The organism is Plantactinospora sp. BB1 (genome assembly GCF_003030385.1).
Taxonomy (GTDB): Bacteria; Actinomycetota; Actinomycetes; order Mycobacteriales; family Micromonosporaceae; genus Plantactinospora.
Window position 1 is genome coordinate 720,454 of record NZ_CP028159.1, and the last position, 21,766, is coordinate 742,219.

Annotated in this window: 22 protein-coding genes; 6 read left to right on the top strand and 16 right to left on the bottom strand. The window is 72.8% G+C overall.

Going from position 1 to position 21,766, the window contains the following annotated elements; genetic code table 11:
• The first annotated feature begins 52 nt into the window (after positions 1-52).
• The 3 genes from C6W10_RS03090 to C6W10_RS03100 all read left to right on the top strand — a co-directional run bounded on the left by C6W10_RS03090 (position 53) and on the right by C6W10_RS03100 (position 4,031).
• Positions 53-1,513, top strand: a complete 1,461-nt coding sequence (locus C6W10_RS03090; protein WP_107256340.1) for a benzaldehyde dehydrogenase — start codon at positions 53-55, stop codon at positions 1,511-1,513.
• The gene (locus C6W10_RS03095; RefSeq protein ID WP_107256342.1) at positions 1,471-2,757 is read left to right on the top strand and encodes an MFS transporter; all 1,287 of its coding nucleotides are present in this window, start codon (positions 1,471-1,473) and stop codon (positions 2,755-2,757) included. Before C6W10_RS03090 ends, C6W10_RS03095 begins: the two co-directional genes overlap by 43 nt.
• Before the next feature lie 101 nt (positions 2,758-2,858).
• Positions 2,859-4,031, top strand: a complete 1,173-nt coding sequence (locus tag C6W10_RS03100) for a 4-hydroxybenzoate 3-monooxygenase (RefSeq protein ID WP_107256344.1) — start codon at positions 2,859-2,861, stop codon at positions 4,029-4,031.
• On the opposite strand, the gene C6W10_RS03105 is transcribed toward C6W10_RS03100, so the two are convergent.
• From C6W10_RS03105 to C6W10_RS03125, 5 genes are all read right to left on the bottom strand, one after another.
• Entirely contained in the window at positions 4,032-4,478 is a 447-nt protein-coding gene (locus tag C6W10_RS03105; RefSeq protein ID WP_107256345.1) for a DoxX family protein, read from the bottom strand.
• Positions 4,479-4,678: 200 nt separating this feature from the next.
• The gene (locus C6W10_RS03110) at positions 4,679-5,017 is read right to left on the bottom strand and encodes a protease inhibitor I42 family protein (protein WP_107256347.1); all 339 of its coding nucleotides are present in this window, start codon (positions 5,015-5,017) and stop codon (positions 4,679-4,681) included.
• A gap of 42 nt (positions 5,018-5,059) precedes the next feature.
• Positions 5,060-5,734: a C1 family peptidase gene (locus C6W10_RS03115; protein WP_369938630.1), complete on the bottom strand. Its 675-nt coding sequence runs from the start codon at positions 5,732-5,734 to the stop codon at positions 5,060-5,062.
• A gap of 325 nt (positions 5,735-6,059) precedes the next feature.
• The gene (locus C6W10_RS03120) at positions 6,060-7,259 is read right to left on the bottom strand and encodes an aromatic acid exporter family protein (RefSeq protein WP_234361595.1); all 1,200 of its coding nucleotides are present in this window, start codon (positions 7,257-7,259) and stop codon (positions 6,060-6,062) included.
• A 66-nt stretch (positions 7,260-7,325) separates the two neighbouring features.
• Positions 7,326-8,507 (bottom strand): aromatic acid exporter family protein, encoded by a 1,182-nt coding sequence (locus C6W10_RS03125; protein ID WP_107256351.1) that lies wholly within the window; start codon positions 8,505-8,507, stop codon positions 7,326-7,328.
• Positions 8,508-8,700: 193 nt separating this feature from the next.
• On the opposite strand from C6W10_RS03125, the gene C6W10_RS03130 reads away from it, so the two are divergent.
• Positions 8,701-10,530 (top strand): glycoside hydrolase family 15 protein, encoded by a 1,830-nt coding sequence (locus C6W10_RS03130; protein WP_107256353.1) that lies wholly within the window; start codon positions 8,701-8,703, stop codon positions 10,528-10,530.
• A 36-nt stretch (positions 10,531-10,566) separates the two neighbouring features.
• Here the strand turns inward: C6W10_RS03130 and C6W10_RS03135 are convergent, their stop codons facing one another.
• The 4 genes from C6W10_RS03135 to C6W10_RS03150 all read right to left on the bottom strand — a co-directional run bounded on the left by C6W10_RS03135 (position 10,567) and on the right by C6W10_RS03150 (position 14,362).
• Positions 10,567-11,463 (bottom strand): hypothetical protein, encoded by an 897-nt coding sequence (locus C6W10_RS03135; protein WP_107263617.1) that lies wholly within the window; start codon positions 11,461-11,463, stop codon positions 10,567-10,569.
• Between the two features lie 299 nt (positions 11,464-11,762).
• Positions 11,763-13,178, bottom strand: coding sequence for an NAD(P)/FAD-dependent oxidoreductase (locus tag C6W10_RS03140; RefSeq protein ID WP_199853848.1), 1,416 nt, complete (start codon positions 13,176-13,178; stop codon positions 11,763-11,765).
• A gap of 208 nt (positions 13,179-13,386) precedes the next feature.
• Complete coding sequence (locus tag C6W10_RS03145) at positions 13,387-13,578, bottom strand: DUF397 domain-containing protein (protein WP_107256355.1); 192 nt, start codon at positions 13,576-13,578, stop codon at positions 13,387-13,389.
• A complete protein-coding gene (locus tag C6W10_RS03150; protein WP_107256357.1) occupies positions 13,565-14,362 on the bottom strand; it encodes a helix-turn-helix transcriptional regulator in 798 nt (265 codons plus the stop codon). The genes C6W10_RS03145 and C6W10_RS03150 overlap by 14 nt, the downstream gene beginning before the upstream one ends.
• A 231-nt stretch (positions 14,363-14,593) precedes the next feature.
• On the opposite strand from C6W10_RS03150, the gene C6W10_RS03155 reads away from it, so the two are divergent.
• Positions 14,594-14,956: a hypothetical protein gene (locus tag C6W10_RS03155; protein WP_159104444.1), complete on the top strand. Its 363-nt coding sequence runs from the start codon at positions 14,594-14,596 to the stop codon at positions 14,954-14,956.
• 3 nt (positions 14,957-14,959) lie between these two features.
• Positions 14,960-15,208 (top strand): flavin reductase, encoded by a 249-nt coding sequence (locus tag C6W10_RS03160; protein WP_107256360.1) that lies wholly within the window; start codon positions 14,960-14,962, stop codon positions 15,206-15,208.
• A 257-nt stretch (positions 15,209-15,465) separates the two neighbouring features.
• On the opposite strand, the gene C6W10_RS03165 is transcribed toward C6W10_RS03160, so the two are convergent.
• The 7 genes from C6W10_RS03165 to C6W10_RS03190 all read right to left on the bottom strand — a co-directional run bounded on the left by C6W10_RS03165 (position 15,466) and on the right by C6W10_RS03190 (position 21,765).
• Positions 15,466-16,281 carry a bifunctional 2-polyprenyl-6-hydroxyphenol methylase/3-demethylubiquinol 3-O-methyltransferase UbiG gene (locus C6W10_RS03165; RefSeq protein ID WP_107256362.1) on the bottom strand — a complete coding sequence of 272 codons (816 nt, stop codon included), beginning with the start codon at positions 16,279-16,281 and terminating at the stop codon, positions 15,466-15,468.
• Positions 16,282-16,416: 135 nt separating this feature from the next.
• Positions 16,417-17,367, bottom strand: a complete 951-nt coding sequence (locus C6W10_RS38350; protein ID WP_234361596.1) for an ABC transporter ATP-binding protein — start codon at positions 17,365-17,367, stop codon at positions 16,417-16,419.
• Positions 17,367-18,113: an ABC transporter ATP-binding protein gene (locus tag C6W10_RS38355; protein ID WP_107256364.1), complete on the bottom strand. Its 747-nt coding sequence runs from the start codon at positions 18,111-18,113 to the stop codon at positions 17,367-17,369. The genes C6W10_RS38350 and C6W10_RS38355 overlap by 1 nt, the downstream gene beginning before the upstream one ends.
• The gene (locus C6W10_RS37860; RefSeq protein WP_199853849.1) at positions 18,110-19,180 is read right to left on the bottom strand and encodes a branched-chain amino acid ABC transporter permease; all 1,071 of its coding nucleotides are present in this window, start codon (positions 19,178-19,180) and stop codon (positions 18,110-18,112) included. Before C6W10_RS37860 ends, C6W10_RS38355 begins: the two co-directional genes overlap by 4 nt.
• Positions 19,177-20,094: a branched-chain amino acid ABC transporter permease gene (locus tag C6W10_RS37865; RefSeq protein WP_234361597.1), complete on the bottom strand. Its 918-nt coding sequence runs from the start codon at positions 20,092-20,094 to the stop codon at positions 19,177-19,179. Before C6W10_RS37865 ends, C6W10_RS37860 begins: the two co-directional genes overlap by 4 nt.
• On the bottom strand, positions 20,091-21,290 hold the full coding sequence (locus C6W10_RS03185; RefSeq protein ID WP_107256365.1) for an ABC transporter substrate-binding protein: 1,200 nt from the start codon (positions 21,288-21,290) through the stop codon (positions 20,091-20,093). Before C6W10_RS03185 ends, C6W10_RS37865 begins: the two co-directional genes overlap by 4 nt.
• 97 nt (positions 21,291-21,387) lie before the next feature.
• On the bottom strand, positions 21,388-21,765 hold the full coding sequence (locus tag C6W10_RS03190) for a roadblock/LC7 domain-containing protein (protein WP_107256367.1): 378 nt from the start codon (positions 21,763-21,765) through the stop codon (positions 21,388-21,390).
• Between the last annotated feature and the right edge of the window lies 1 nt (position 21,766).

Consider the following 21,766-nt stretch of genomic DNA (forward strand, 5'->3'; position numbering starts at 1 on the left):
CCCGCTCCGCGTCGCCGAGGCGGCGCACCGCCACCACCCCAGGGAGGTTCCGATGACTCTTCTCGACTCGACCGACTGGCACGGCAGGATATTCAGCGACGGATGGGTCCGGGCCGACGGCGGTGACGCGGCGGTACGGGAACCGGCCACCGGCGACGAGATCGGCCGTACCGGGATCGCGAACGCCGCCGACGTGGCCCGGGCCGCCGCCCGCGCCGCCCAGGCCCAGCGCGACTGGGCCGCGACCCCCTACGACAAGCGGGCCGCCGTGCTGCGCCGGGCCGGGCGGTTGTGGGAGGAGCACGCGGCCGAGGTCGGGGACTGGATCGTCCGGGAGACCGGTTCGGTGCCGCCGAAGGCGACCCTGGAGACGGATACCGCCGCGCAGGAGTGCTACGAGGCGGCGGCGCTCGCCTCGCACCCGCTCGGCGAGATCATCCAGAGCGCGCAGCCCCGGCTCAGCCTGGCCCGCCGGCTCCCGGTCGGTGTGGTCGGGGTGATCTCCCCGTTCAACGTGCCGGTGATCCTCGGGGTCCGCTCGGTCGCCCCGGCGCTGGCCTTGGGCAACGCGGTGCTGCTCAAGCCCGACCCGCGGACCGCCGTCGCGGGCGGGGTCGCGGTCGCCCGGATCTTCGAGGAGGCCGGCCTGCCGCCGGGGGTACTGCACGTGCTGCCGGGCGGGCCGGAGGCGGGCGAGGCGCTCGTCGCCGACCCGCACGTCCGCCTGATCAGCTTCACCGGCTCGACGTCGGCCGGCCGCCAGGTCGGGCAGGCCGCCGCCCGGCACCTCAAGCGGGTACTGCTGGAACTCGGCGGCAACTCGGCGCTGGTGGTCCTCGACGACGCCGACCTGGAGCTGGCGGTCTCCGCCGGTGCCTGGGGTTCGTTCCTGCACCAGGGGCAGATCTGCATGACCACCGGCCGGCACCTGGTGCACGAGTCGCTCGCCGACGACTACGTCGAGCGGCTGGCCGAGAAGGCCGCACACCTGCCGGTCGGCAACCCGGCCCGGGAGCACGTGGCGCTCGGGCCGATCATCGACGAGCGGCAGCGCGACAAGATCCACTCTCTGGTCACCGGCAGCGTCGACGCCGGGGCGACCCTGGTGACCGGCGGGACGTACGAGAACCTCTTCTACCGGCCGACGGTGCTCACCGACGTCACCCCGGCCACCCCGGCGTACGCGCACGAGGTCTTCGGCCCGGTCGCCCCGGTACTGCGCTTCGGCGACCTGGACGAGGCCGCGAAGCTCGCCGCCGACAGCGAGTACGGCCTCTCGCTCGGCATCCTCAGCCGGGACGTGATGAAGGCGCTGGCCTTCGCCGAGCGGGTGCCGAGCGGCATCGTGCACATCAACGACCAGACGGTCAGCGACGAGGCGGTCGCCCCGTTCGGCGGGGTGGCCGCCTCCGGCAACGGCCCCCGGCTGGGCGGGACGGCGGCGAACCTCGCCGCGTTCACCGAGACGCAGTGGGTGACCGTGCAGGGCGACATCACGAGGTACCCCTTCTGAACCGCGAGTCTCCGGTCCCGGACGCCCGGGCGGCCGAGCCGGGCGACGACGCCGGCTCGGCCGGTCCGGGCGGCGGGCGGTTCGGGATGGGCCGGGGCGGCTGGCTGACGCTGCTCGGGCTGGTGCTGCTGGCGTTGAACCTGCGGGCGGCGATCGCGGCGGTCCCGCCACTGCTGCCCGAACTCCAGGTCGACCTCGACCTGGGTCGGAGCGCCGCCGGGCTGCTCACCGCCCTGCCGGTGCTCTGCTTCGGGCTGCTCTCTCCGTTCGCCGCGCTGCTCGGCCGCCGGATCGGCATCGAGTGGGCGCTGCTCGCCGCGATGCTCGGCATCGTGCTGGGCAGCCTGACCAGGACCCTGCCGCACGCGGGCTGGATGCTCGCCGGCACCGCGATCATCGGCGCCGGGATCACCGTCGGCAACGTGCTGGTGCCGAGCGCCGTCAAGCAGCACTTCGCGGGCCGGCCGGGCCTGGCGACCGGGTTGAGTACCGCCTCGATGACCACCGGGGCGACGGTGGCGGCGGCGGTGAGCGCGCCGCTGGCGTACGCGCTGGGGTGGGGTTGGCGGGGTTCCCTGCTGGCGCTCGGCGCCTTCGCCGGGGTGGCGGCGCTCGGCTGGCTCCCCCAGGTGCGCCGCCGGCACACCGCACCGGCCGCGGAGCCGCCGCAGCCGAGTGGCCGGGTGCTGCGCTCGCCGGTCACCTGGCAGGTCGCCGTCTTCATGGGGACCCAGTCGATGCTCTACTACGCGATCCTCACCTGGCTGCCGAGCCTGCTGCGGGACCAGGGCGTCGCGCCGACCCGGGCGGGCGCGGCGTTGGCGCTGTTCAACCTGCTCGGGATCGGCACCGCGCTGGTGGTGCCGACGCTGGCGGTCCGCCGGCCCGACCAGCGCGGGCTGGCGCTGGTGATCTGCGCCGGCTGGGCGGCCGGGGTGCTCGGCCTGCTGGCCGTGCCCTCCTGGTATCTGCTCTGGACGGTGTTGGCCGGGCTTGCCCAGGGCGCCGCGCTCAGTCTCACCCTGATCCTGTTGGTGCTCCGGGCCCGGACACCCGGGTCGGCCCGGCAGCTCTCCGGCGCGGTGCAGTCGATCGGCTACCTGCTCAGCGCCGCCGGGCCGGTGCTGGTCGGCGCGCTCCGGGACGCCAGCGCCGGCTGGGGCCTGCCGCTCGCCGCCCTGGTCGTGGTGACGGCGGTGATGGCGGTGAGCGCACTCGGTGCGGGCCGGGACCGGCAGGTGTGACGTGCCGGCGGCCCGGTGGTTCGGGAGAGTCGCGAGAGGTCGGTTCGGAAGAGTCGCGGAAGGTCGGTTCGGGAGAGTCGCGAGAGGTCGGGGAGTGAACGATGCGTACCCAGGTCGGGATCGTCGGGGCGGGGCCGGCGGGTCTGCTGCTGTCGCACCTGCTGCACCGGGCCGGCATCGGGTCGGTGGTGCTGGAGTGCCGCAGCCGGGAGTACGTCGAGCACCGGGTCCGGGCCGGCGTGCTGGAGCAGGGCTCGGTCGACCTGCTCCGGCGGTGCGGGCTGGGTGAGCGGCTGGACCGGGAGGGGCTCCGGCACGAGGGCATCGAGCTGCGCTTCGGCGGTGCCGCACACCGGATCGCGATGACCGAGCTGACCGGTCGGGCGATCACGGTCTATGGCCAGCAGGAGGTGGTGAAGGATCTGATCGCCGCCCGTACGGCCGCCGGGGGTGACCTCCGGTTCGAGGTCGAGGACGTACGCCTCGACGGGCTCGACTCCGACTCGCCGGTGATCCGGTTCCGGCACCACGGCCGCGACGAGGAGCTGCAATGCGACTTCGTCGCCGGCTGCGACGGCTCGCACGGGGTGAGCCGGGCGAGTGTGCCGGCCGGCGAGCTGACCGAGTACGACCGCGGCTATCCCTTCGCCTGGCTCGGGGTACTCGCTGCGGCCGCCCCGGCGGCCGAGGAGCTGATCTACGCCCACCACGACCGGGGGTTCGCGTTGCACAGCATGCGTTCTCCGGAGGTCTCCCGGCTCTATCTCCAGGTGGAGCCGGAGACCGATCTGGCGGAGTGGCCCGACGAGCGGATCTGGGCCGAGCTGCGTACCCGGTTGGAGACGGTTCCGGGTTGGACGCTCAACACCGGGCCGATCCTGGAGAAGAGCGTCACCGGGATGCGGAGCCTGGTGGTGGAGCCGATGCGGTGGCGGCGGCTCTTCCTGGCCGGCGACGCGGTGCACATCGTGCCGCCGACCGGTGCCAAGGGGATGAACCTGGCGCTGGCCGACGTGACGCTGCTCGGCGACGCGTTCGCCGCCTGGTACCGGGAGGGCCGGGACGACCTGCTGGACGGTTACTCCGACACCGCGCTGCGGCGGGTCTGGCGCGCCCAGCACTTCTCCTGGTGGATGACCTCGCTGCTGCACCGGCTGAACACCGACGACCCGTACGAGGCGAGGTTGCAGCTCTCGACGCTGCGCTACCTCACCTCGTCTCGGGCGTATGCCACCAGTCTGGCGGAGAACTACGTCGGTCTCCCCGAGGTCTGATCAGGGGGTGGCGGCCACCGTGGCCGGCTCCTGGGCCACGCTGCGGCCCCGGCGCCGGGCGAGCGCCGCGTCCAGCGACCACCGTCCGCCGCCGAGGGCGGCGACCAGCAGGAAGGACCAGCAGAACAGGGCGGCGGTCTCGCCGCCGTTGTTCAGCGGCAGCAGCCCGTCGGGCTGGTGCACCACGAAGTACGCGTACGCCATCGAGCCGGAGCAGATGATCGCGGCGGGGCGGGTGCTCAGGCCGACCAGCACCAGCAGTCCGCCGACGAACTGGATGAGGGCCGCGTACCACCCGGGCCAGGTGCCGATCGCGATCGCCTCGCCGCTCCCCCGGTTGCCGCCGAAGATCCCGAAGAGGGAGGCGGCGCCGTGCAGGGCGAACAGCAGGCCGAGCACGATCCGGAACAGCGTGGTCACGAGGTCGGTGACTCGGGCATTGGACATGGGACACTCCTTGCGACTAGCAGTAATAGCTGTTGGGTCCCACGGCAGAGTCACGCTATCCATTCACATTGATAGCTGTCAATAGCCTTCCCGATAGGTCCTTTACCCGCCCCCTTGCGGCCGCTCAGGACTCGCAGGTGAAAGGCGAGACGAACGAGTCGCGCCGTTCAAATTGGAAAAGTTCCAATTTGAACGGCCGATCAGTCCGACCGCACCGGGTCGGTCACGTGGATGGTCACCTCGAACCGCCGCGCCGGGCGTTCCCCCGCCTCCCAGCCGCGCGACAGCACCAGTCGCAGCGCGGTCCGGCCGCCCCCGGTCGCGGTGAACCGCAGCTGCCTGCTCCCGACGCCACCCCACCCCTCCCGCTCCGGCCGGAACGAGTCCCCGGCCGGGGCGAGCACCGCACTGTCCACCGCGTCGAGCTGCCACCGGTAGCCCGAACTGGGCGTCTCGGCGAGCTGCACGACCACCAGATCCCCCGGCGCCGCCGGATAGGACCGGCCGGCGTCCGCCTCGGTCAGCTCAAGGCGCGCCACGCCGTACCCCGATCTCGGCGCGGCGGGCGGTTCCCCGGCCGGCTAGTGCGGCAACTCCACCGCACAGCACGCCTCTCCCTGATCCTGAAGCAACCCGTCGAAGTCCCCGCGCTTCATCTTGAACCGGCCGCCCCAACCCCAGGCCGTCCCCCAGGAGTTCTGGAAGAGGTATGCGTCCTCGGACTCGATCCGGTCGAGCATCAGATAACAGTGCCCGCCCGCTCCGGCACCGGTCGGCTTGACGAAGCCGTTCTCGTCCGGATTGAACATGTCGGCGGTCCAGGCGGTGCCCACCACGATCGAGCCCTGGTTGTCGATCCATTCGTCGATCTCCGCAGTGGTGCGCGCGAAGGCGAACGCGGCGAGCCGGCCCCGCTCCCGGACGGCGAGCGCCCCGGACCGGACGGTCGAGCCGTTCTCCTTGCCGGGCTCGCCGTCGATCACCTTGGCCTCGTAGTAGAGGGCGTGGCCGTCGGCGTTCTGGTAGGTGCCGGCGACCGGCATCGCGTCCACCCAGCCCGCCCAGCCGAAGCCGACGCAGTGGCCCGTCTGCCCCTGGTCGAGCTGTACGGTCAACTCCCAGGCCGGCGCCCTGTCCCGGCTCGGGGCCGGGGTTGTCGTCGGCTGCCGCTGGCTCCGCAACCAACGCCAGAAGACCAGGTACGCCCGCCAGTCCGAGAAGTACGGCGTCTCGGTGAGCACCTGCTCCACCGTCATCTGCCGGATCGACTCGGCCGGCTCCGCGATCTCCAGCAGTCGCGGGATGTCCCAGTCCCGGGGGTCGGGCCGGTAGAGCCGGCCGAGCAGCTGCGGACCGGGAATGCTGCCCGCGCTCGTCTCCGGCGGATCCACCGCGAAACGCCTCTCCTGTTCCATCGACTCGCCTCCGGCCGGGCCCTGACGGGCGGTTGGACACCGACGGCGTCAGGCCAGCCCGGACATCGCCGCAGAACCCGTCCCGTAGCCGCCGCGGCACCCATTGTGCGCCCTGGGGGCAATCCGGTGGGTGCGATCCGGCGAGTCCGGCCGAACTGCCGGCGTGTCACTGCACGTCGTCGTACGCCGGTTTGGCCCGCTCGCCGTCCCGAGCCGCCCGCCGTACCGCCCGGCCGGCCTGGCGGCTCGGACAACCGGTGGCCCGGAGGATGTCGGCGGCGCAGACCCGCAACTGCGTGACGAGCGCGTCGCCGAAGTTGTGCAGTCCCTCCCGGCGGGTCCGTCCACCCTGCCGGGCCGCCACCAGTGCCCGACGACTGGCGCCCCCGGTGTCCCGCCCGATCCGCGCCTGGTGCTGCAACTCCTGTACCGCGCTCGCCAGCATCTCGATCGCGTCGGGCAGGCAGTGCGGGATCGGCTCCCGGTAGTCGACGACGGTGATCGCCCGCCGGGCCAGGTCGCGGGCGCCCTCGATCACCCGGGTCAGCTCCGCCACGCCCCGGGCGTGGCGCTCGAATTCCTGCCGGCGTCGCCACCGCAGCGGCGCGACCCTGACCACCTCCTCCGCGCCGCTCACCGCCTCCCGCAGCCGCCGCAGGTCCGGCTCGATCCCGCGCAGCCCGTCCAGCGCCTGGGTGGCCCGGCCCACGTCCCGCTCCCGCAGCGCCGCCCCGGTGTCCCGGAGCCGGCCGATGAGGATGGCGAAGACCGGTGCGGCCGCCCGGTTGACGACCCGGATCGGGTTGAGTGGCAGCAGCAACGCCACCACGACGAGCCCCACCGCGCTGCCGACCGCCGCGTCGACGATCCGGGGAAGTTCGAGGTCGCGCTCGCTGGGCGAGAGGGTGGCGATCAGCACCGCCGTACCGCCGACCTGGCTGACCACCGTCCCGCCCCGGCCCACCAGGCCGAGCGCGACCCCGATGGCCAGGGTGACGATGACCGCGGTCTGCCACGGTCCGGTGCCGATCAGGAAGATCAATCCATCGCCGATGACGATCCCGAGCCCCACGCCGGCGAGCAGTTCGACCGTGCGCCGGGCGCGCTGGCCGATGGCGGCGACGATCGTGCCGACCGCCGCGGTGGGTGCGAAGACCGGGCCCGGATTGCCGAGCAGGTTGTGCGCGATCCACCAGGAGAGTCCCGCCGCGAGTCCCGCCTGCACCGCGATCACCGCGATGATCTCCAGTTGCCGCACTCGCAACCGGGTGGCCTGGCGCCCCTCGTACCGGGCTCGACCGGCCGTCCCGCGCATCCGGTGCAGGACCGTGGCCAGCGGCGACCGGTAGTGGGGGCGGGGCGGCATGTCGGCTACTACCCGACCCTGCGCCGGGCAACCCGACCGGGCCATGATCGCGGCGTGCAGGGCGAACTACCCGGCGTGCTCGGTGACGAAGGTACGGCGGATCAGCGTACGGGCATCGGAGCGGTCGAGCCCGGTGGCCCGGAGCAGGTCGTAGGACATGGTGCGCAGTTGGGCGACCGCCGCCGTACCGTGGAACCCGAGCCGGGCCCGCGTGGCCCGGCCGGCCTCGGCGACCGCCCGCAGCGTCTCGGCCCTGGTCCGGTCGGCTTCCCGGCCACCGCTCAGCTCCCGGTGCAGCATCCGCACCGCCGCGCCGAACCGCTCGACGGCACCGGGCAGCTCGTCCGGCACCGGCTCCTCGTCGCGGATCATGCTGGCGATCCGGCGGACCAGCCCCCTGCTGTCCCGAAAGGCCTGCTCCAGGTGCTCGGCACCCTCCTCGTACTGGGCCAGGGTGCCGCGTCGGCTCCACCGCAACGGCGAGTAGGTGACCACCTCCCGGGCGGCCTGTAGCGCCTCCCGGAGCTGCCGCAGCTCCCGGTCGCCGGACAGCGTGTGCAGCGCGTCCTGGGCCTGCTCCGCGTCCCGGTTCCGCAGCGCCCGGGTGGTCACGGCGAGCTGCCTGGTGAGCTGCTCGAACAGCGGGGTCACCCGGCGCCGGACCAGCCGCAGCGGGTTCAGCGGCAGCAACAGCAGTGCGACGGTCAGGCCGACGGCGCCACCGATCCCGGCGTTGACGAACCGGGGTACCTCGAGATCCTGCGTCATCGGGGTGAGCGAGGCGATCAGCACGGCGGTACCGCCGGCCTGGGTGATCAGCGACGAGCTGCCCCGCAGCACGATCGCCACCATGATGGCCAGGGCGACGATGACCCCGATCTGCCACGGTCCGGTGCCGGTCGCCGCGATCAGCAGATCTCCGACGCCGATCCCGATGGTCACCCCCACCATGAGTTCGAGACTGCGGCGCAGCCGCCGGTCGATCGAGGTGGCGACGACCGCCACCGCGATGATCGGGGCGAAGACCGGTTCCGCCGCGCCGACGAGTTCGTGCGAGATCACCCAGGCCAGCGCGGCGGCCAGCCCGGCCTGCACGGCGAGTACCAGATAGGTACGTAACCGGCGCAGTCGGGCCGCTCCGCTGCGCCGACCCCGGCGGTGCAGCGCTGCCAGCGCGGCGCTGATCCGGCGGCCGTCGGCATCGGTGGACGGCACGGCACGCTCGCGGAGGGCCCGGAGGAGCGCCATGGGCGTTACTACCCCGCTCGACCCGGTCGAACCCCGCGTCGGCCGTCCGCCCAGAACCGGCAGCGGCGGTGCGGGCCGAGGTTAGCGGCAGCGCTGCGCGGGCATCCTGGCGCACAGTCCCAGAACGGGGGTACTCGTCGGTGCCGACCTCCGGGTTCCACGCCGCGCCCGAGCGGATTCCGTCGGAGTCGGCATGACCGACGCGTTCCCGCCGATCGACTCGTACGCCTTCCTCTCCGACACCCACACCTCGGCGCTGGTGGCCCCGGACGGCGCGGTCGAGTGGTTCTGCGTGCCACGGTTCGACGGCGACGCGGTCTTCGCCCGGCTGTTGGACCGCCGGGCCGGCGCCTTTTCGATGACCGTGGCCGGTGCGGACCCCCCGGACCGGCGGTACCTGCCGGAGACGCTGGTGCTGGAGAGCCGTTACCGGACGGCGTCCGGCACGGCCGTCGGACACGACTTCCTGGCCCTCCGGGCCGGCTCCGCCGAGCAGCCGACCCACGCCGTCCGCCTGCTGGTCCGCCGGCTCACCGCGGAGCGCGGAACGGTCCGGCTGGCCGTCCGGATCACCGCCCGGCCGGAGTACGGCCGCCGCGACCCGGGCTGGTCGCTGACCGGCTCGCGGTGGTCGACCCCGGAGCCGTGTCTGCGCCTCCACGCCGATCTGCCCTTTCAGCTTCGGGACACCGACCTCTGCGCCGAGGTCGAACTCGTCGAGGGGCAGAGCGTGGACGTCGTGCTCGGCTACGGCAGCCCGCCGGAGGGGAACGGGCCGGCCGAGCCGGGTGACGGAGCCGCCCTGCTCGCCGAGACCTGCCGGATCTGGCGGGACTGGTCGGCCCGGAGCGACTACACCGGAGTGGAGGCGGCGGCCGTCCGGCACAGCGCCCTGGTGCTGCGCGGACTCTGCTTCGACGAGACCGGTGCGCTGGTCGCGGCGCCCACCACCGCGCTGCCCGAGGAGATCGGCGGGGTACGCAACTGGGACTACCGCTACACCTGGCACCGGGACGCGGCCCTGCTGCTGCTCGCCCTGTTCCGGCTCGGGCACGCCGAGGAGGGCCGGCGTTATCTGCGGTTCCTGCTCGACGTCTGTGCCGGATCGGCGGACCGGCTCGCACCGGTGGTCGGGATCGCCGGCCGCATGGCCGAGGAGCGGGTTCTGCCGCACCTGAGCGGCTATGCCGACTCGTCGCCGGTCCGGATCGGCAACGAAGCCGCCGACCAGGTGCAGTTCGACACGTACGGGCACGTGCTGGATGCGGCGCTGGCGTACCAGGAGCTGACCGGCGAGCTGACCGAACCGGAGTGGGCGGTGCTCCGGCACCATGTCGACACGATGGCCGAACGGTGGCGGGAGGAGGACCACGGCGTCTGGGAGATCCGTGGACCGCGCCGGCACTACGTCAACTCGAAGCTGATGTCCTGGGTGTGCCTGGACCGGGGCGTGACCCTGGCCGGCATGCTCGGCGACGACACGGCCCCGGTGTCGACGTGGTGCCAGGCCCGGGACGACCTGCGCGCCGAGATCCTCGACCGGGGCTACGACGCCGGGATCGGCAGCTTCGTGCTCGCGTACGGGTCGACCGAGCTGGACGCGTCACTGCTGCGCATCCCGCTGGTCGGCTTCCTGCCCGGCACCGATCCACGGGTGCTCGGCACCATCGACCGGATCCGTGAGCGGCTCGGTGTCGCCCCGGCGCTGCTGCGCCGCTACACGACCGACGACGGCCTCCCCGGCGAGGAGGGCGCCTTCCTGCTCTGCTCCTTCGAACTGGTCTCGGCCCTGGTGCTGGCCGGACGGGTGGAGCAGGCCCGGGACGCCTTCACCGAACTGTGCCGGCACGCCGGCCCACTCGGCCTGTACGCCGAACAGCTCACCGCCGACGGCATCGCGCTCGGCAACTATCCGCAGGCCTTCACCCATCTGGCCCTGATCGAGGCGGCGCTGAACCTGGACGCCGCCGGTGACCGGGAGGCGCTGCACGCCTGGGCGGAACGGTCGGGCCGGAACTCCTGAGCAGCGACCTTCGTGATCCGTAAGACGGAACGGAAGCTAGTCGACGGAGAGGTCGGCGCAGCCGGTCTCGTCCGGCAGCAGCGGTCGCAGACCGACCTGCCAACGGTCGCCGCCGGAGGTCCACGGCGTACGGGCGTTCGCCTTTGCTGCCGCCGCCAGCAGTGCGGTCGCCTCGGCGCCGCGTACCTCGACGCAACCCTGGTCGACGCCGGGTGCCGGCGGTGACCCCGGCAGGGCCGGACCGGGCCAGGCGATCTCCGGCGGGGCGGTCAGCCCGTTGTCGTCCGGCCGCCATGGGATCGCCACCGCCGCGACCGCCTGGGCCTGGTACGGCTGCGGCTGGTCGACCTTGTCCTCCCCCAGCGTCCCGGCGAGATCGGTGAGCGCGGCGAGCAGCTTCTGCAACTCGGCCCGGGCGGCCCGTTGCGGCTCGGTCAGCCCCGGCGCGTCCTGCCCGCCCTCGGAGAGCGCGTATACCTCCAACTCGTCGACGCCAGCGGCGGACGACACGGTGAACCGGGTCGACGGGACGTCGGTGACCGACGGTCGGCCAAGATCGATGGAGGAGCCCACTCCGGCGGCCCGGGCCCGCTCGACCAGCCGGTCGACCTGGTCCGGCGCGAGACGCTGCTGCTGGAGGTTCGGCAGCGCCGGCCCGGGATAGATGGCGAGCTGGGGCCCCTCGGTGATGACCCGCCCGTCCGCGTAGATCGTCACCGTCGGCACCCGGGTCAGCCGGGAGGCCGGCGCCACGAACCCGCCGACCTGCTCCACCCGGAGCACCACACCGTTCGGGTCGGCGGGACCGGAGTCGCCGCCGGATCCGCCGCCCGGCCCGTCCCCGCCCGACCCGGTGCCCTCGCGGGCACAGGCGGCCACCAGCAGAAGCAGTGCGCCGACACAGGTTATCCGGACACCTCGCCACGTTCTCATGCCAATCAGACGGGCCGCCGCCCCGCTCGGTTCCACCTCATCCGGCCGTCGCGTGATCGAACCAACCCGATTCGCGGCCCGGTCCTGCGGAGCGTCGTTCGCCCGTCCGGGACATTCGCCGCACGGCGTACCCACCCCGACCCGTACGCGGCGGATCATGCACTCGCGGCACGTGTCGCTCTGGCGGCGCCGCATGTTCGTGTGCCGATAGCGCCCATGACGGCGGAGTACGCGATCGACATCGTCACCTGGCAGTACCCGGCGCCCTACAACTGTTACGACATGACCCACTGCGATGGTCAGGCGGCGGGTCTCTGACCGCGTGGTGTGGCGGCCTGGTCGGCCGGCAGGTTGACCGGTGGAGGTACGACCGCGTCGGCGCCATTCGATGCGGCGCTGTCGCGGCTGAGGAGGACGCGTAGCACCCGATCCGGTCGCAGCAGGCTGGTGGGCGCAGCGAGCAGGCCCGTCACGCGTACGAACGCGGCACCCAGGCTGGCGTCGGTGGCGGCTGCGGCGTGCAGCCGGGGCAGGTACGCGTTGACCATGCGGGTCCGTGCCGTGCGGCGGCCGGTTACCTCGGGAAAGGCAAGATCCGAGCCGGTGGCGATCTCCCACGGCGCGTCGACGACTTTGGCTATGGCCTGGAAGTAGCGTCGCGAGGTGGGCAGGCGCCCTGCGGCCAGCAGGTCACCGAACGCGGCGGCCTGGAGTGCGGCCACGGTCATACCCTGGCCGTAGATGGGGTTGAACCCGCATACTGCGTCGCCGAGGACGAACAGCCCGTCGGGGAAGCGGGAGAGCCGCTCGTACCGGTGCCGCACGTTGGCCGGGTACTGGAAGGTGGCCGCTTTGCCGAGCGGCTCGCCGTCGCGGATCGCGGTGTAGATGTCGTCGAAGGGCAGGCTCCGCGCGAAGGCGAGGAAACCCTCCAGCTCGGTCGGTGGTTGGTCGCCGAGCATCCCGACCTGGGTGGCCAGGTACCGCTCGCCCTCCTGCGCGACGAGCCCGGCGCCCCGCGGCTGCCCGGGGTGCCAGGAGTGCAGCATGAGCGCGTCGCTGCCCAGCGCGCCGGGCGGCAACCGGTAGGCACGGCTGGTGTAGCACACCCCGACATGCACCTTGTCGGCCCGCGGTCGGGTGTAGCCCCAACTCTCCAGCCAGAGCGGGGTACGCGAACCGCGCCCGGTCGCGTCGACGACCAGGTCCGCGTCGACGACCGTGATGTGGCCGTCGGCACCGCGCACCCGTACCCCGGTGACCCTGCGGCGGTCGGCCGTGGTGGTCGGCACGACGACGTCGAGGCCGTCGGCGACGCGGACGTTGGGCAGGGCGCGGACGCGGTCGCGCACGCCGGACTCCAGCAGCGGCCGGCTGGGGAACAGGACCGGCTGGCCGATGTCCGCCTGCCTGATTCGATGGCCGGACAGGAACCATCGAATGCCGCCCAGCAGGTCCCCGGTAGGTGCGCCGCTCGCGATGATCTCGGCGGTCAGGCCGGGGAACAGCCCGTCCAGCACCTGCGCGCCGCGAGCCAACAGCGCGTGGATGTGGTGTCCCTGCGGTACGCCGCGGCGCTGCGCCACGCCCGTGGGCAGGCGGTCGCGTTCGATGACCGTCACCCGCTCGAAGGACTCCGCGAGGACCCGTGCGGTGAGCAGGCCCGCCATGCTCGCGCCCAGAACGACCGCGTGCCCGCCGACGATGCGACCCATGGTCCTCCCATGCCTTTCGACAGGGATAATTGTCCGCGGTGAATCGCCCGCCTTTCTTCTCCGACATTGCGCTCACGCGAATCACCATTGCGGCGGGCCGGCGCGAACACCGGCCGCGAGGCTGCTGGCCGACGCGGTCCACTAGGGACAAGGGTTTGAAGCCCTGAGCCCGACCACACACGCTCTCGCTGGTCGGGCGGGGACCGCGCTAGCGCTGTCGGGCAGCAATGGCGACGAAGGCCCGCCACGCCGCCGGCCGGAAGGTCAGCACGGGGCCCGCCGGGTCCTTGCTGTCCCGCACAGCGACCACGCCGGGCAGGTTGTCGGCCACCTCGACGCAGTTGCCGCCGTTGGTGCCGCTGCGGGTCGACTTCCGCCACCGGGCGTCACTGAGGCGCATGCTGGCTCTCCACTTCCTTCAGCAGGGCGAGCGACTGGTCCTGCGGCAAGGCTACGCCGCGAACGCCCTCCCACCGGGCGAGGAGCGTGCCTATGCTCTCCTCGTCCCCGACGACAAAGTCGGTTAGCTGGTTCTCCAGGGTTCCTACCCAGTTGCCGTCGGCGGACCTCGCCAGGGCGAACTGCCCGGAATAGCCGACGTGCAGGCCAGCATCGGCGGGGATGATGTGTAGCTGAACGTAGGGCCGCTCGGCCATCCGCAGCAGGTGCGCGAACTGCTCAGCCATGATGGCGTCCGGGCGGCGCAGTGCTGCCTCATCGAGGACGGCGATCATCAGCGGCGGGTGGTCCCGAGTCAGGATCTCCTGCCGGGCGAGCCGGGAGGCGACCAGCTTCTCGACCTCCTCCTCTGGCCGGGTAGCGTCAAAACTCAGCACCGCGCGGGCGTAGTTCTCGGTCTGGAGCAGTCCGGGGATGAGGGTCGGGTGGTAGTTCCGGAGCTGCGTTGCGGTGCGCTCGGCGTCCAGCCAGCGCTTGAACCAGGTGGGCTCGCTGTCCCGCTGCGCCGCCTTCAGCAGGGATACGAACAGGCCGCCGGTCTCCAGGATCTCGTCGGCCCGGGTGGCGTACGGCATGTCGACCGGTCGGGTACCCGTCTCCACGGCGGAGACCGTCGAGGCCGAATAGTTGCTCCGCTTGCCGAACTCCTCCTGCGGCATACCGCGCAGGGCTCGCTGCCTGCGGAGTTGGTCGCGGATGAACGCGAATGCGTCCTCGTGTTCCATCGGACCTCCAGAGGGTTGTTTTAGATCGCCAGGAGTTCGCCAGTCGCCGCCGCCGGCTCACCAGTGCTGCGCCGTGACCTGCGCAATCGCCTTTCGAGCCTAGTGCCGTCCACAGCAGAGTGTCACCCAGCGGAACTGCTCGGTGACCGTCAAGCGCCCGGGTGGAACCTGCCCCGGGAGCCGGTCCCGACCCCGCCGGGACCGGCTCCCTCCAACTCCCGAGGAGGTTCGATGAAAAGGCTGCTCCGGCATCTGACCGGACCACGTCCCCACCACCGCCGGGACTGGCGCCGGCTCTGGCGGTACTGCCGCTGCGGTTGGCGCTGGCGCTGCCCGAATTCGATCGAGGTGATCCTCGCGCCGTACCAACCGCCGCCGCCGGTCCAGTTGACCGAGGTGGAGCGGGCCGAGATTCGTACCCTCTCGGCCACGCCGCCGCCCGACGCACCGGGAGCGGCCCCGCCGGCTCGGGCCCGGGCGAACAACCGCCGGCCAGGACGGGACGCGCCAGCCCGGCCACACCTGGCGAACGGCCGGGCGGCCGGACTGGCGCCCGGGCCGGAGCACCGGGCCCGGCGTGGTGCCCGGGTGTGACCCGTGATCGGCCCGCAGGAGCGCTGGCGTAAGCACATTCCGACGCACCCGTCGTACCGATGCCGAAGCTGCACCGACCCCTGGCCCTGCCGAAACGCCCGGCTGGCGCTGGCCACCGCCTACCGCGACGACCGGGTGGGCCTGATGGTGTACCTCGGCGCGCACCTCGCCCGCGCGCTGCGGGAGCTGCCTGACACGCATCCCGCGCTGCTCGCCGGACAGATCCTCTACTGGGTGCCCCGCCGCCGCTGATCGGTGGCGGCCGGTGTCAGGCGCACCCGGGCGCACAGGCGGGGCAGCTCGACAGCCTGCGAAACGACCACCTACCGGCCGGTCCGGAAGGTACGGAAGTCGTGCACCTCGGCGATGTGGTGGTCCGGCGGTCGACCGTAGCGCTCCGGTCGACCGCCGGACCGGGCCAGCCGGGTCGGCGGGTCCTGTGGCCTGTCGCTGGGGAGGGAGCGACCGCCGTCGGCCCCGACCCGCCGCCCGCTGGCGCGGGGAGATGGTCAGTTCACGCTGCCTCCGTCCGGCCGCCGGCCCCGGGTGGAGACGAACTGGTAGGAGAGCGAGGCGAAGGCAGGATCCTTGGCAAGCTCCCGGAACCCCTCCAACTGGTTCGGGGAGAGTCCGGTGGCGAGCAGCCGGGGTTCGAGCTGGCGGGAGTTCGTCTCGTGCAGCGAGGCCCCGGTCGACCCACCCGGCCAGCTCTGCGAGTGGGTGATGGTGTCGACGTCGGTCAACCCGGCCAGCACCATCTCGGTGTGTACGTCCTGCGCCCAGGCCAGGTCCGCGCCCCGGTCCTGGAGGATGCCGAGGGTCGCCTCCATCACCTGCTGGAAGAGCTTCGCCGCGTCGTCGGTCGGGGCGGCGAGCACCCGCAGTCCGGCGGTGCAGTCGAACTCCTCGACGACCAGGGCACCGCCCGGGGCCAGCGCACCGATCAGCTCGGCGAGTACCCGCCGCCGCTCGGGCAGGTGCAGCAGGACGAGCCGGGCGTGGATCACGTCGAACGGGCCGCCCTCCGGCGCGCCGGTCCGGACGTCGTGCTGGCGTACGACGAGGTTCCCCTCCGGCTCCAGCCGGGACGGCTCGATGTCGGTCGCGATGACCAGGCCGGTGGGGCCGACGACCCGGGCCATGTGCCGGGCGATGGAGCCGCCCCCGGCGCCCAGTTCCCAGCACTTCGCGCCGGGTGTCAGTACCGGGGCGAGCCGCTCCGCCGTTATCGGATCGAGGAACGCCTCCAGCGCACGCATCTGCGCCTCGGCCTCCGGCGAGCGGTTGTCGAACGCGTAGCTGCTCTTGACAGGGGTGGCAGTCACGATCGGTACCTCCTTCGTGATGATCTGTTACGACGACCCGCCCAGGCGTCATCGCGCGTCGGCACCGGGAAAGCATGGGGGGCCGGTGCGGACACGCCAGTCAGCGCTGTGACGAACGTCGGGATCCGACGGTTGTCAGGGTGCGGATGAGGAAGAGGATGTGGTCGGGGCGGACGCGGAGTCCGCCGGGGAGTGGGCGGACGCGGGGTCCGCCGGGGAGTGGGCGGACGCGGGGTCCGCCGGGGAGTCGGAGTCAGGGACGAGCGCGCCCGGGCCTCCCGTTGGCCCGGAACGGACGGAGCCGGGCCCGGTCGGGGCCGTCGACTCCTGGCCGGACGGGACCGGTCCGGTCCCTGCCGGCGTGGCCGCGCCCGCCACACTGAGTACCGCCTCCACCGGGGCGGGGTCGGCGCGCACGGCGGCCGTCGAGTCCGCGAAGACCAGCCGGCCGTAGTCCAGCACCGCGATCCGATCGGCGACCTCGATCGCATGCTGGAGTTGTTGTTCGACGAGCAGAATGCAGAGCCCGGCTCCGGCGAGCCGGGTCACCAGCTCCCGCACCCGGGCCGCCAGATCCGGGGCGAGCCCCTCGCCCGGCTCGTCGAGGAGCAGCACCCGGGGCTGGGTGAGCAGCGCCCGGGCGATGGCGAGCATCTGCTGCTCCCCGCCGGAGAGCTGGTTGCCCCGGTGGCCCAACCGCTCGGCCAGCCGGGGCAGCAGTTCCAACACCCCGGGCACCGTCCAGTTCGGACCGGACCGCGAGCCGGCACGGCGGCGGAGCGATGCGGCCAGGGTCAGGTGCTCGGCCACGGTCAGCCGGGGAAACACCCGCCGCCCCTGCGGCACCAGCCCGACACCGGCCCGGGCCACCCGGTGCGCCGGCCTGCCGGCAAGGTCCGCGCCGTCGACCGAGACGATTCCCCGGTACGGCCGCAGCAGGCCGGCGACCGCGTGCACCAGGGTGCTCTTGCCGGCGCCGTTGCGGCCGACCAGCGCCTGCACCGTACCGGCCGGCACCTCGATGTCGATGTCGTGCAGCACCGTACCGCCGTCGTAGCCGGCGTACAGGCCCTGCACCCGGAGCATCACCGCACCGCCTCGGCGTACGCCCGCCGCACGGCGGGAGCGGTGCGGATCTCGTCCGGCTCGCCGCTGGCGACCAGCCGTCCGTCGTGCAGCACGGTGACCGTGTCGGCCAGGGCGTACACCAGGTCCAACCGGTGCTCCACCAGCAGCACCGAGACGTCCCGGGGCAGCCCCGCCAGCAGCTCCGCCAGCCGGTGGACCTCCACATTGGAGAGCCCGGCGGCCGGCTCGTCGAGCAGCAGCAGGCGTGGCCGGCCGGCCAGCGCCATCGCGATCTCCAACTGGCGCCGCTGGCCGTGCGACAGGTGCGCCGCCGTGCTCGACGCCGTGCCGGCGAGGCCGACCCGGTCGAGCAGGGCCATCGTGGGCTCGCGCAGCCGCCGCCGGAACCGGTCCCGGGTACGCACCCCCCGGAACCCGCCGGCCTGGTGCCAGCCGGCGACCACGACGTTCTCCACAGCGGTCAGCGACGGCCACACCGCCGGCCGCTGGTGGATCCGGCCGATCCCGATCCTCGCCCGGCGTGCCGGGCCGAGCCGGGTGATGTCCCGGCCGTCGAAGTGGATCCGTCCACCGTCGACCCGGGTCGCCCCGCCGATCAGGTCGAGCAGGGTCGTCTTGCCGGCACCGTTCGGCCCGATCAGGGCGTGCCGTTCCCCGTCGGCGACCCGCAGGTCCACCCGGTCCACCGCGACCAGCGAACCGTACCGGCGGACCACCGCCTCGGCCGTCAACAGTGCCGTCATCGTCTCTCCCCGTTCGACACGTGCGCGGCGCCGACGGGTTCGCCCCGGGACGGGCGGCCCTGGATTCCCGTCCCGGGGCGATCCCCCGGCCCGGTCCGGCCCCGCGAGCGGGACCTGACCAGGTTGGCGAGTTCGGTCGAGGAACCGGCCACGCCACGGGGGAAGAGATAGGCGGTCAGCACGAAGAGACCGCCGAGCAGCAGCGGCGCGTACCCGGGCAGCAGGCCGGAGAGCCAGTCCCGTACCGCGACCACCAGGGCGGTGCCGACGATCGCGCCGCCGATCGACGCCGCACCACCGATCACGACGCCGAGCAGCAGCAGCGCGGAGACGTCGAAGCCGAAGTCGGCCGGCGAGACGTACTGCTGTGCGGTGATCAGCAGTGAACCGGCCACCCCCGCCACGGCACCCGCCCCGACGAAGGTCACCGCCAGGTAACCGGTGACCCGGTGTCCGGAGGCGCGGGTCCGCGCCTCGTCGTCCCGGCTGGCCCGCAACAGCAGCCCTGCCGGCGTACGCAGCAGCATCACCATGGCCGCTATCACCACCCCGACCACGACCAGCGTGTACAGATAGCGTGCCCGGTCACTGGCCAGCGGAGCCATGCCCCAGACGGGCTGGATCGCCGGGATTCCGGCGAGCCCGTCGGTCCCTCCGGTGACGGACGTCCACCGACCGGCGGCGGTCACCGTCAGTTCACCGATGGCCAGGGTAATCATCAGGACGACCACGCCTCGGGCGTACACCACCAGCGGGACGGTGAGCAGGGCGAAGAGTGCCCCGACCGCCGCCCCGGCGAACACCTGCACCACCCCGACCGGCGAGACGTGCATCGCGACCAGGGCACTGGCGTAGGCACCGGCGGCGTACGGCCCGGTCTGGCCGAGCGTGGGCAGCCCGGCCAGCCCGGTCAGCAGCGCCACGCTCACCCCGACCAGCCCCAGCACCAGGGTGCGGGCGAAGAGCGAGGTGGTGTAGGCGTCCACCGACCAGGGCACCGCCACGGCGGCGGCGAGCAGTCCGGCTCCCCCGGCCCGGACCAGCCAGCGGCGGGCGGCCGGGCTCATGTCGTACTCCCGGCACGCAGCCGCAGGAACCGACCCGGCAGCCCACGGGCCCGGACGGCCAGCACCAGGGCCATCGCCGCGAAGAGCAGGAACGGCGCGGCGGTCGGCGCCAGCGCGACACCGAGGCTCTGGATCTCGCCGACCGCGAGGGCGGCCAGCAGGGTGCCCTGGACCGAGCCGAGGCCGCCGAGCACCACCACGACCAGCGAGAGCAGCAGCACGGTGTCGGCGGTCGTCGGGGCCGGACCGATGATCGGGGCGCCGAGCACCCCGGCTGCGCCGGCCAGCGCGCCGGCCGCGCCGAGCACGCCGAGCCGGATCCGGGCCGGGTTCACCCCGAGGCAGGCGACCATGTCGGCGTCGTCGACCGCCGCCCGGACCAGCATCCCGGCCCGGGTCTTGGCCACCGCCAGCCAGAGCAGCACCGCGATCAGCGCCGCCACCCCGATGAAGACCAGCCGGTACGCCGCGTACCGGTGCCCGGCCACCTCCACCGAACGGTCCAGCGCGGCGGGGATGTGCACCGGAAGGCTGTCCGGACCGAAGGCGGTGACCAGCAGGGCGCCCCCGGCGAGCGCGACCCCGAAGGTCAGCAGCGCCTGGGTCAGGTGGTCCCGCCGGGCGACCGGCGCGAGCAGGCCCGCGAGCAGACCTCCCGCACCGGCCGCCGCCAGCGTCCCCACGCCCAGGGCGAGCAGCAGGCTCCCCCAGCCGCCGTCCAGCACCGCCGCGGCGAGGTACGCGCCGATCGCGTACAGCAGGCCGTGCGCCAGGTTGAGGATGTTCGCCACGCCGAAGCAGAACACCAGCCCGGATGCCGCGACGAAGAGCAGCAGCCCGTAGGCGACGCCGTCCAGCGCCGGGATCAGGTACGGGTCGACCGGGCCGAGTACCCGTGCCGCTTGCAGCATCATCCGCCCACGGTCGCCAGGTCACCGACAACCGTGTTGGAGAGCGCTCGCCCGTCCTGCCGGACCTGCCGCAGATACCACTTCTGCACCGGCGAGTGCGTCTCCTTGGAGAACTGCCAGGTGCCACGCGGGCTGTCGATCTGGCCGAGCCCGGCGATCGCCTTGTTGATCTCCTCCGGGGTGGGGTTCTCGCCGGCCGCGCCGATCGCCTTGTCCAGCACCGCCGCCGCGTCGTACGAGGCCATCGCGTAGGTGGTCGGCGAACCGTCGTGGTTCTCCTTCCAGGCGGCGACGAAGGAGCGGTTCTCGGCGTTGTCCAGGTCGGGCGAGTAGTTGAGTACGGAGTAGATGTTCCGGGCCGCCTCGCCCTGGGCGTTCAGCACACCGCCCTCGGTGAGGAAGCCGGCGGCGTAGAGCGGCAGGTCCTTGATCTCCGACTGGGCGTACTGCTTGACGAAGTCGACGGCGGCGTTGCCGGCGTAGAAGGTGAAGACCGCCTCCGCACCGGACGCCTTGATCTTCGCGAAGTAGGGCAGGAAGTTCGTCGTCTGCGGGAACGGCGTCCAGAGCGTCTTGCCGTCCGGGTTGGCGAGCTTGCCGCCGATCTCGGTGAAGGTCTCGGTGAAGCCGCGCAGCTCGTCCCAGCCGCCCTGGTAGTTCGGGCCGATCGCGAAGACCTCGCCCTTGACGTTGTCCCGCACGTACTCGGCGATCGCCGCGCCCGGCTCGTCGGAGAGGTAGGAGGTGAACCAGGACCGGGAGACGTCCTTCAGCCCGGGGTTGCCGTTGGAGCCGACGAACGGGATCTTCGCCTCGGCGAGCACCGGGGCGACCCCGGCCACCGAACCGCCGCCGACGATGCCGGTGAGCGCCTGCACCCGATCCTGTTTGATTAGCTTCGTCGCCGCCGGTACGGCGGTCTGCGCGCCGTTGCCCTCGTCGGCGACGATCAGGTCGACCTTGTGGCCGCCGAGCTTGCCGTCGTGCATCCGCAGGTAGAGCTCGAATCCGTCGCGGATCTCCGTGCCGACCGCCTCGTAGGTGCCGGAGAGTGAGGCGAGCAGGCCGATCTTTATCGTGCCCGGCGTGCCGCCGGTGTCGCCGCCGCTGTTGCAGGCGCTGCCGGCCACGGTCAACCCGAGGGCGAGCAGCGCGCCGGTCAGGGCGCGACGCCGGCTCGTACCGGTGGGGAAAGGCATGACTTCTCCAGTCGAGGGGTGAGGAAGGTTGTGGGGAAGGTGTGCTCGTGGTGGTGGGTCGCCGGAACTGGCTCCGGACCCGGGTACCCCCGCCGCGTCAGCGTCGCTGCGCCACCGCGGCGCGGGCGGCCGGCGTCAGTACGTCTCCAATCCGGTTCGCCAGTTCTGTCATCTCGTAGGAGACCTTGCCGACGTCGCAGGTGGGCGCCGCGAGCACGAGCAGCGAGGCACCGTCGTTGAACGCCATCGAGAACATGAAGCCGCCCTCGAGCTGGGTGACGTTGGAGATCACCGCACCCGCCTCGAAGAAGCCCGCCGCGCCCCGGAGCAGGCTGACCAGGCCGCTGCCGGTGGCCGCGAGCTGGTCGGCCCGGTCCGGCGGCAGGTTGCGGGTGGACGCCACCATCAGGCCGTCGCTGGAGATGGCGATCGCGTGGCTGACCTCCGGGGCCCGCTCGACGAAACTGTCCAGCATC

What these genes read in the sequence shown, in the direction of transcription:
- C6W10_RS38355 (WP_107256364.1), bottom strand. Translation starts at nt 18,113, where the DNA reads ATGACGGCACTGTTGACGGCCGAGGCGGTGGTCCGCCGGTACGGTTCG.
- C6W10_RS03120 (WP_234361595.1), bottom strand. Translation starts at nt 7,259, where the DNA reads ATGCCGCCCCGCCCCCACTACCGGTCGCCGCTGGCCACGGTCCTGCAC.
- C6W10_RS03100 (WP_107256344.1), top strand. Translation starts at nt 2,859, where the DNA reads ATGCGTACCCAGGTCGGGATCGTCGGGGCGGGGCCGGCGGGTCTGCTG.
- C6W10_RS37865 (WP_234361597.1), bottom strand. Translation starts at nt 20,094, where the DNA reads ATGATGCTGCAAGCGGCACGGGTACTCGGCCCGGTCGACCCGTACCTG.
- C6W10_RS03135 (WP_107263617.1), bottom strand. Translation starts at nt 11,463, where the DNA reads ATGAGAACGTGGCGAGGTGTCCGGATAACCTGTGTCGGCGCACTGCTT.
- C6W10_RS03190 (WP_107256367.1), bottom strand. Translation starts at nt 21,765, where the DNA reads ATGCTGGACAGTTTCGTCGAGCGGGCCCCGGAGGTCAGCCACGCGATC.
- C6W10_RS38350 (WP_234361596.1), bottom strand. Translation starts at nt 17,367, where the DNA reads ATGCTCCGGGTGCAGGGCCTGTACGCCGGCTACGACGGCGGTACGGTG.
- C6W10_RS03185 (WP_107256365.1), bottom strand. Translation starts at nt 21,290, where the DNA reads ATGCCTTTCCCCACCGGTACGAGCCGGCGTCGCGCCCTGACCGGCGCG.
- C6W10_RS03090 (WP_107256340.1), top strand. Translation starts at nt 53, where the DNA reads ATGACTCTTCTCGACTCGACCGACTGGCACGGCAGGATATTCAGCGAC.
- C6W10_RS03130 (WP_107256353.1), top strand. Translation starts at nt 8,701, where the DNA reads ATGACCGACGCGTTCCCGCCGATCGACTCGTACGCCTTCCTCTCCGAC.
- C6W10_RS37860 (WP_199853849.1), bottom strand. Translation starts at nt 19,180, where the DNA reads ATGAGCCCGGCCGCCCGCCGCTGGCTGGTCCGGGCCGGGGGAGCCGGA.
- C6W10_RS03145 (WP_107256355.1), bottom strand. Translation starts at nt 13,578, where the DNA reads ATGCGCCTCAGTGACGCCCGGTGGCGGAAGTCGACCCGCAGCGGCACC.
- C6W10_RS03125 (WP_107256351.1), bottom strand. Translation starts at nt 8,507, where the DNA reads ATGGCGCTCCTCCGGGCCCTCCGCGAGCGTGCCGTGCCGTCCACCGAT.
- C6W10_RS03150 (WP_107256357.1), bottom strand. Translation starts at nt 14,362, where the DNA reads ATGGAACACGAGGACGCATTCGCGTTCATCCGCGACCAACTCCGCAGG.
- C6W10_RS03140 (WP_199853848.1), bottom strand. Translation starts at nt 13,178, where the DNA reads ATGGGTCGCATCGTCGGCGGGCACGCGGTCGTTCTGGGCGCGAGCATG.
- C6W10_RS03115 (WP_369938630.1), bottom strand. Translation starts at nt 5,734, where the DNA reads ATGACGGTGGAGCAGGTGCTCACCGAGACGCCGTACTTCTCGGACTGG.
- C6W10_RS03105 (WP_107256345.1), bottom strand. Translation starts at nt 4,478, where the DNA reads ATGTCCAATGCCCGAGTCACCGACCTCGTGACCACGCTGTTCCGGATC.
- C6W10_RS03155 (WP_159104444.1), top strand. Translation starts at nt 14,594, where the DNA reads ATGAAAAGGCTGCTCCGGCATCTGACCGGACCACGTCCCCACCACCGC.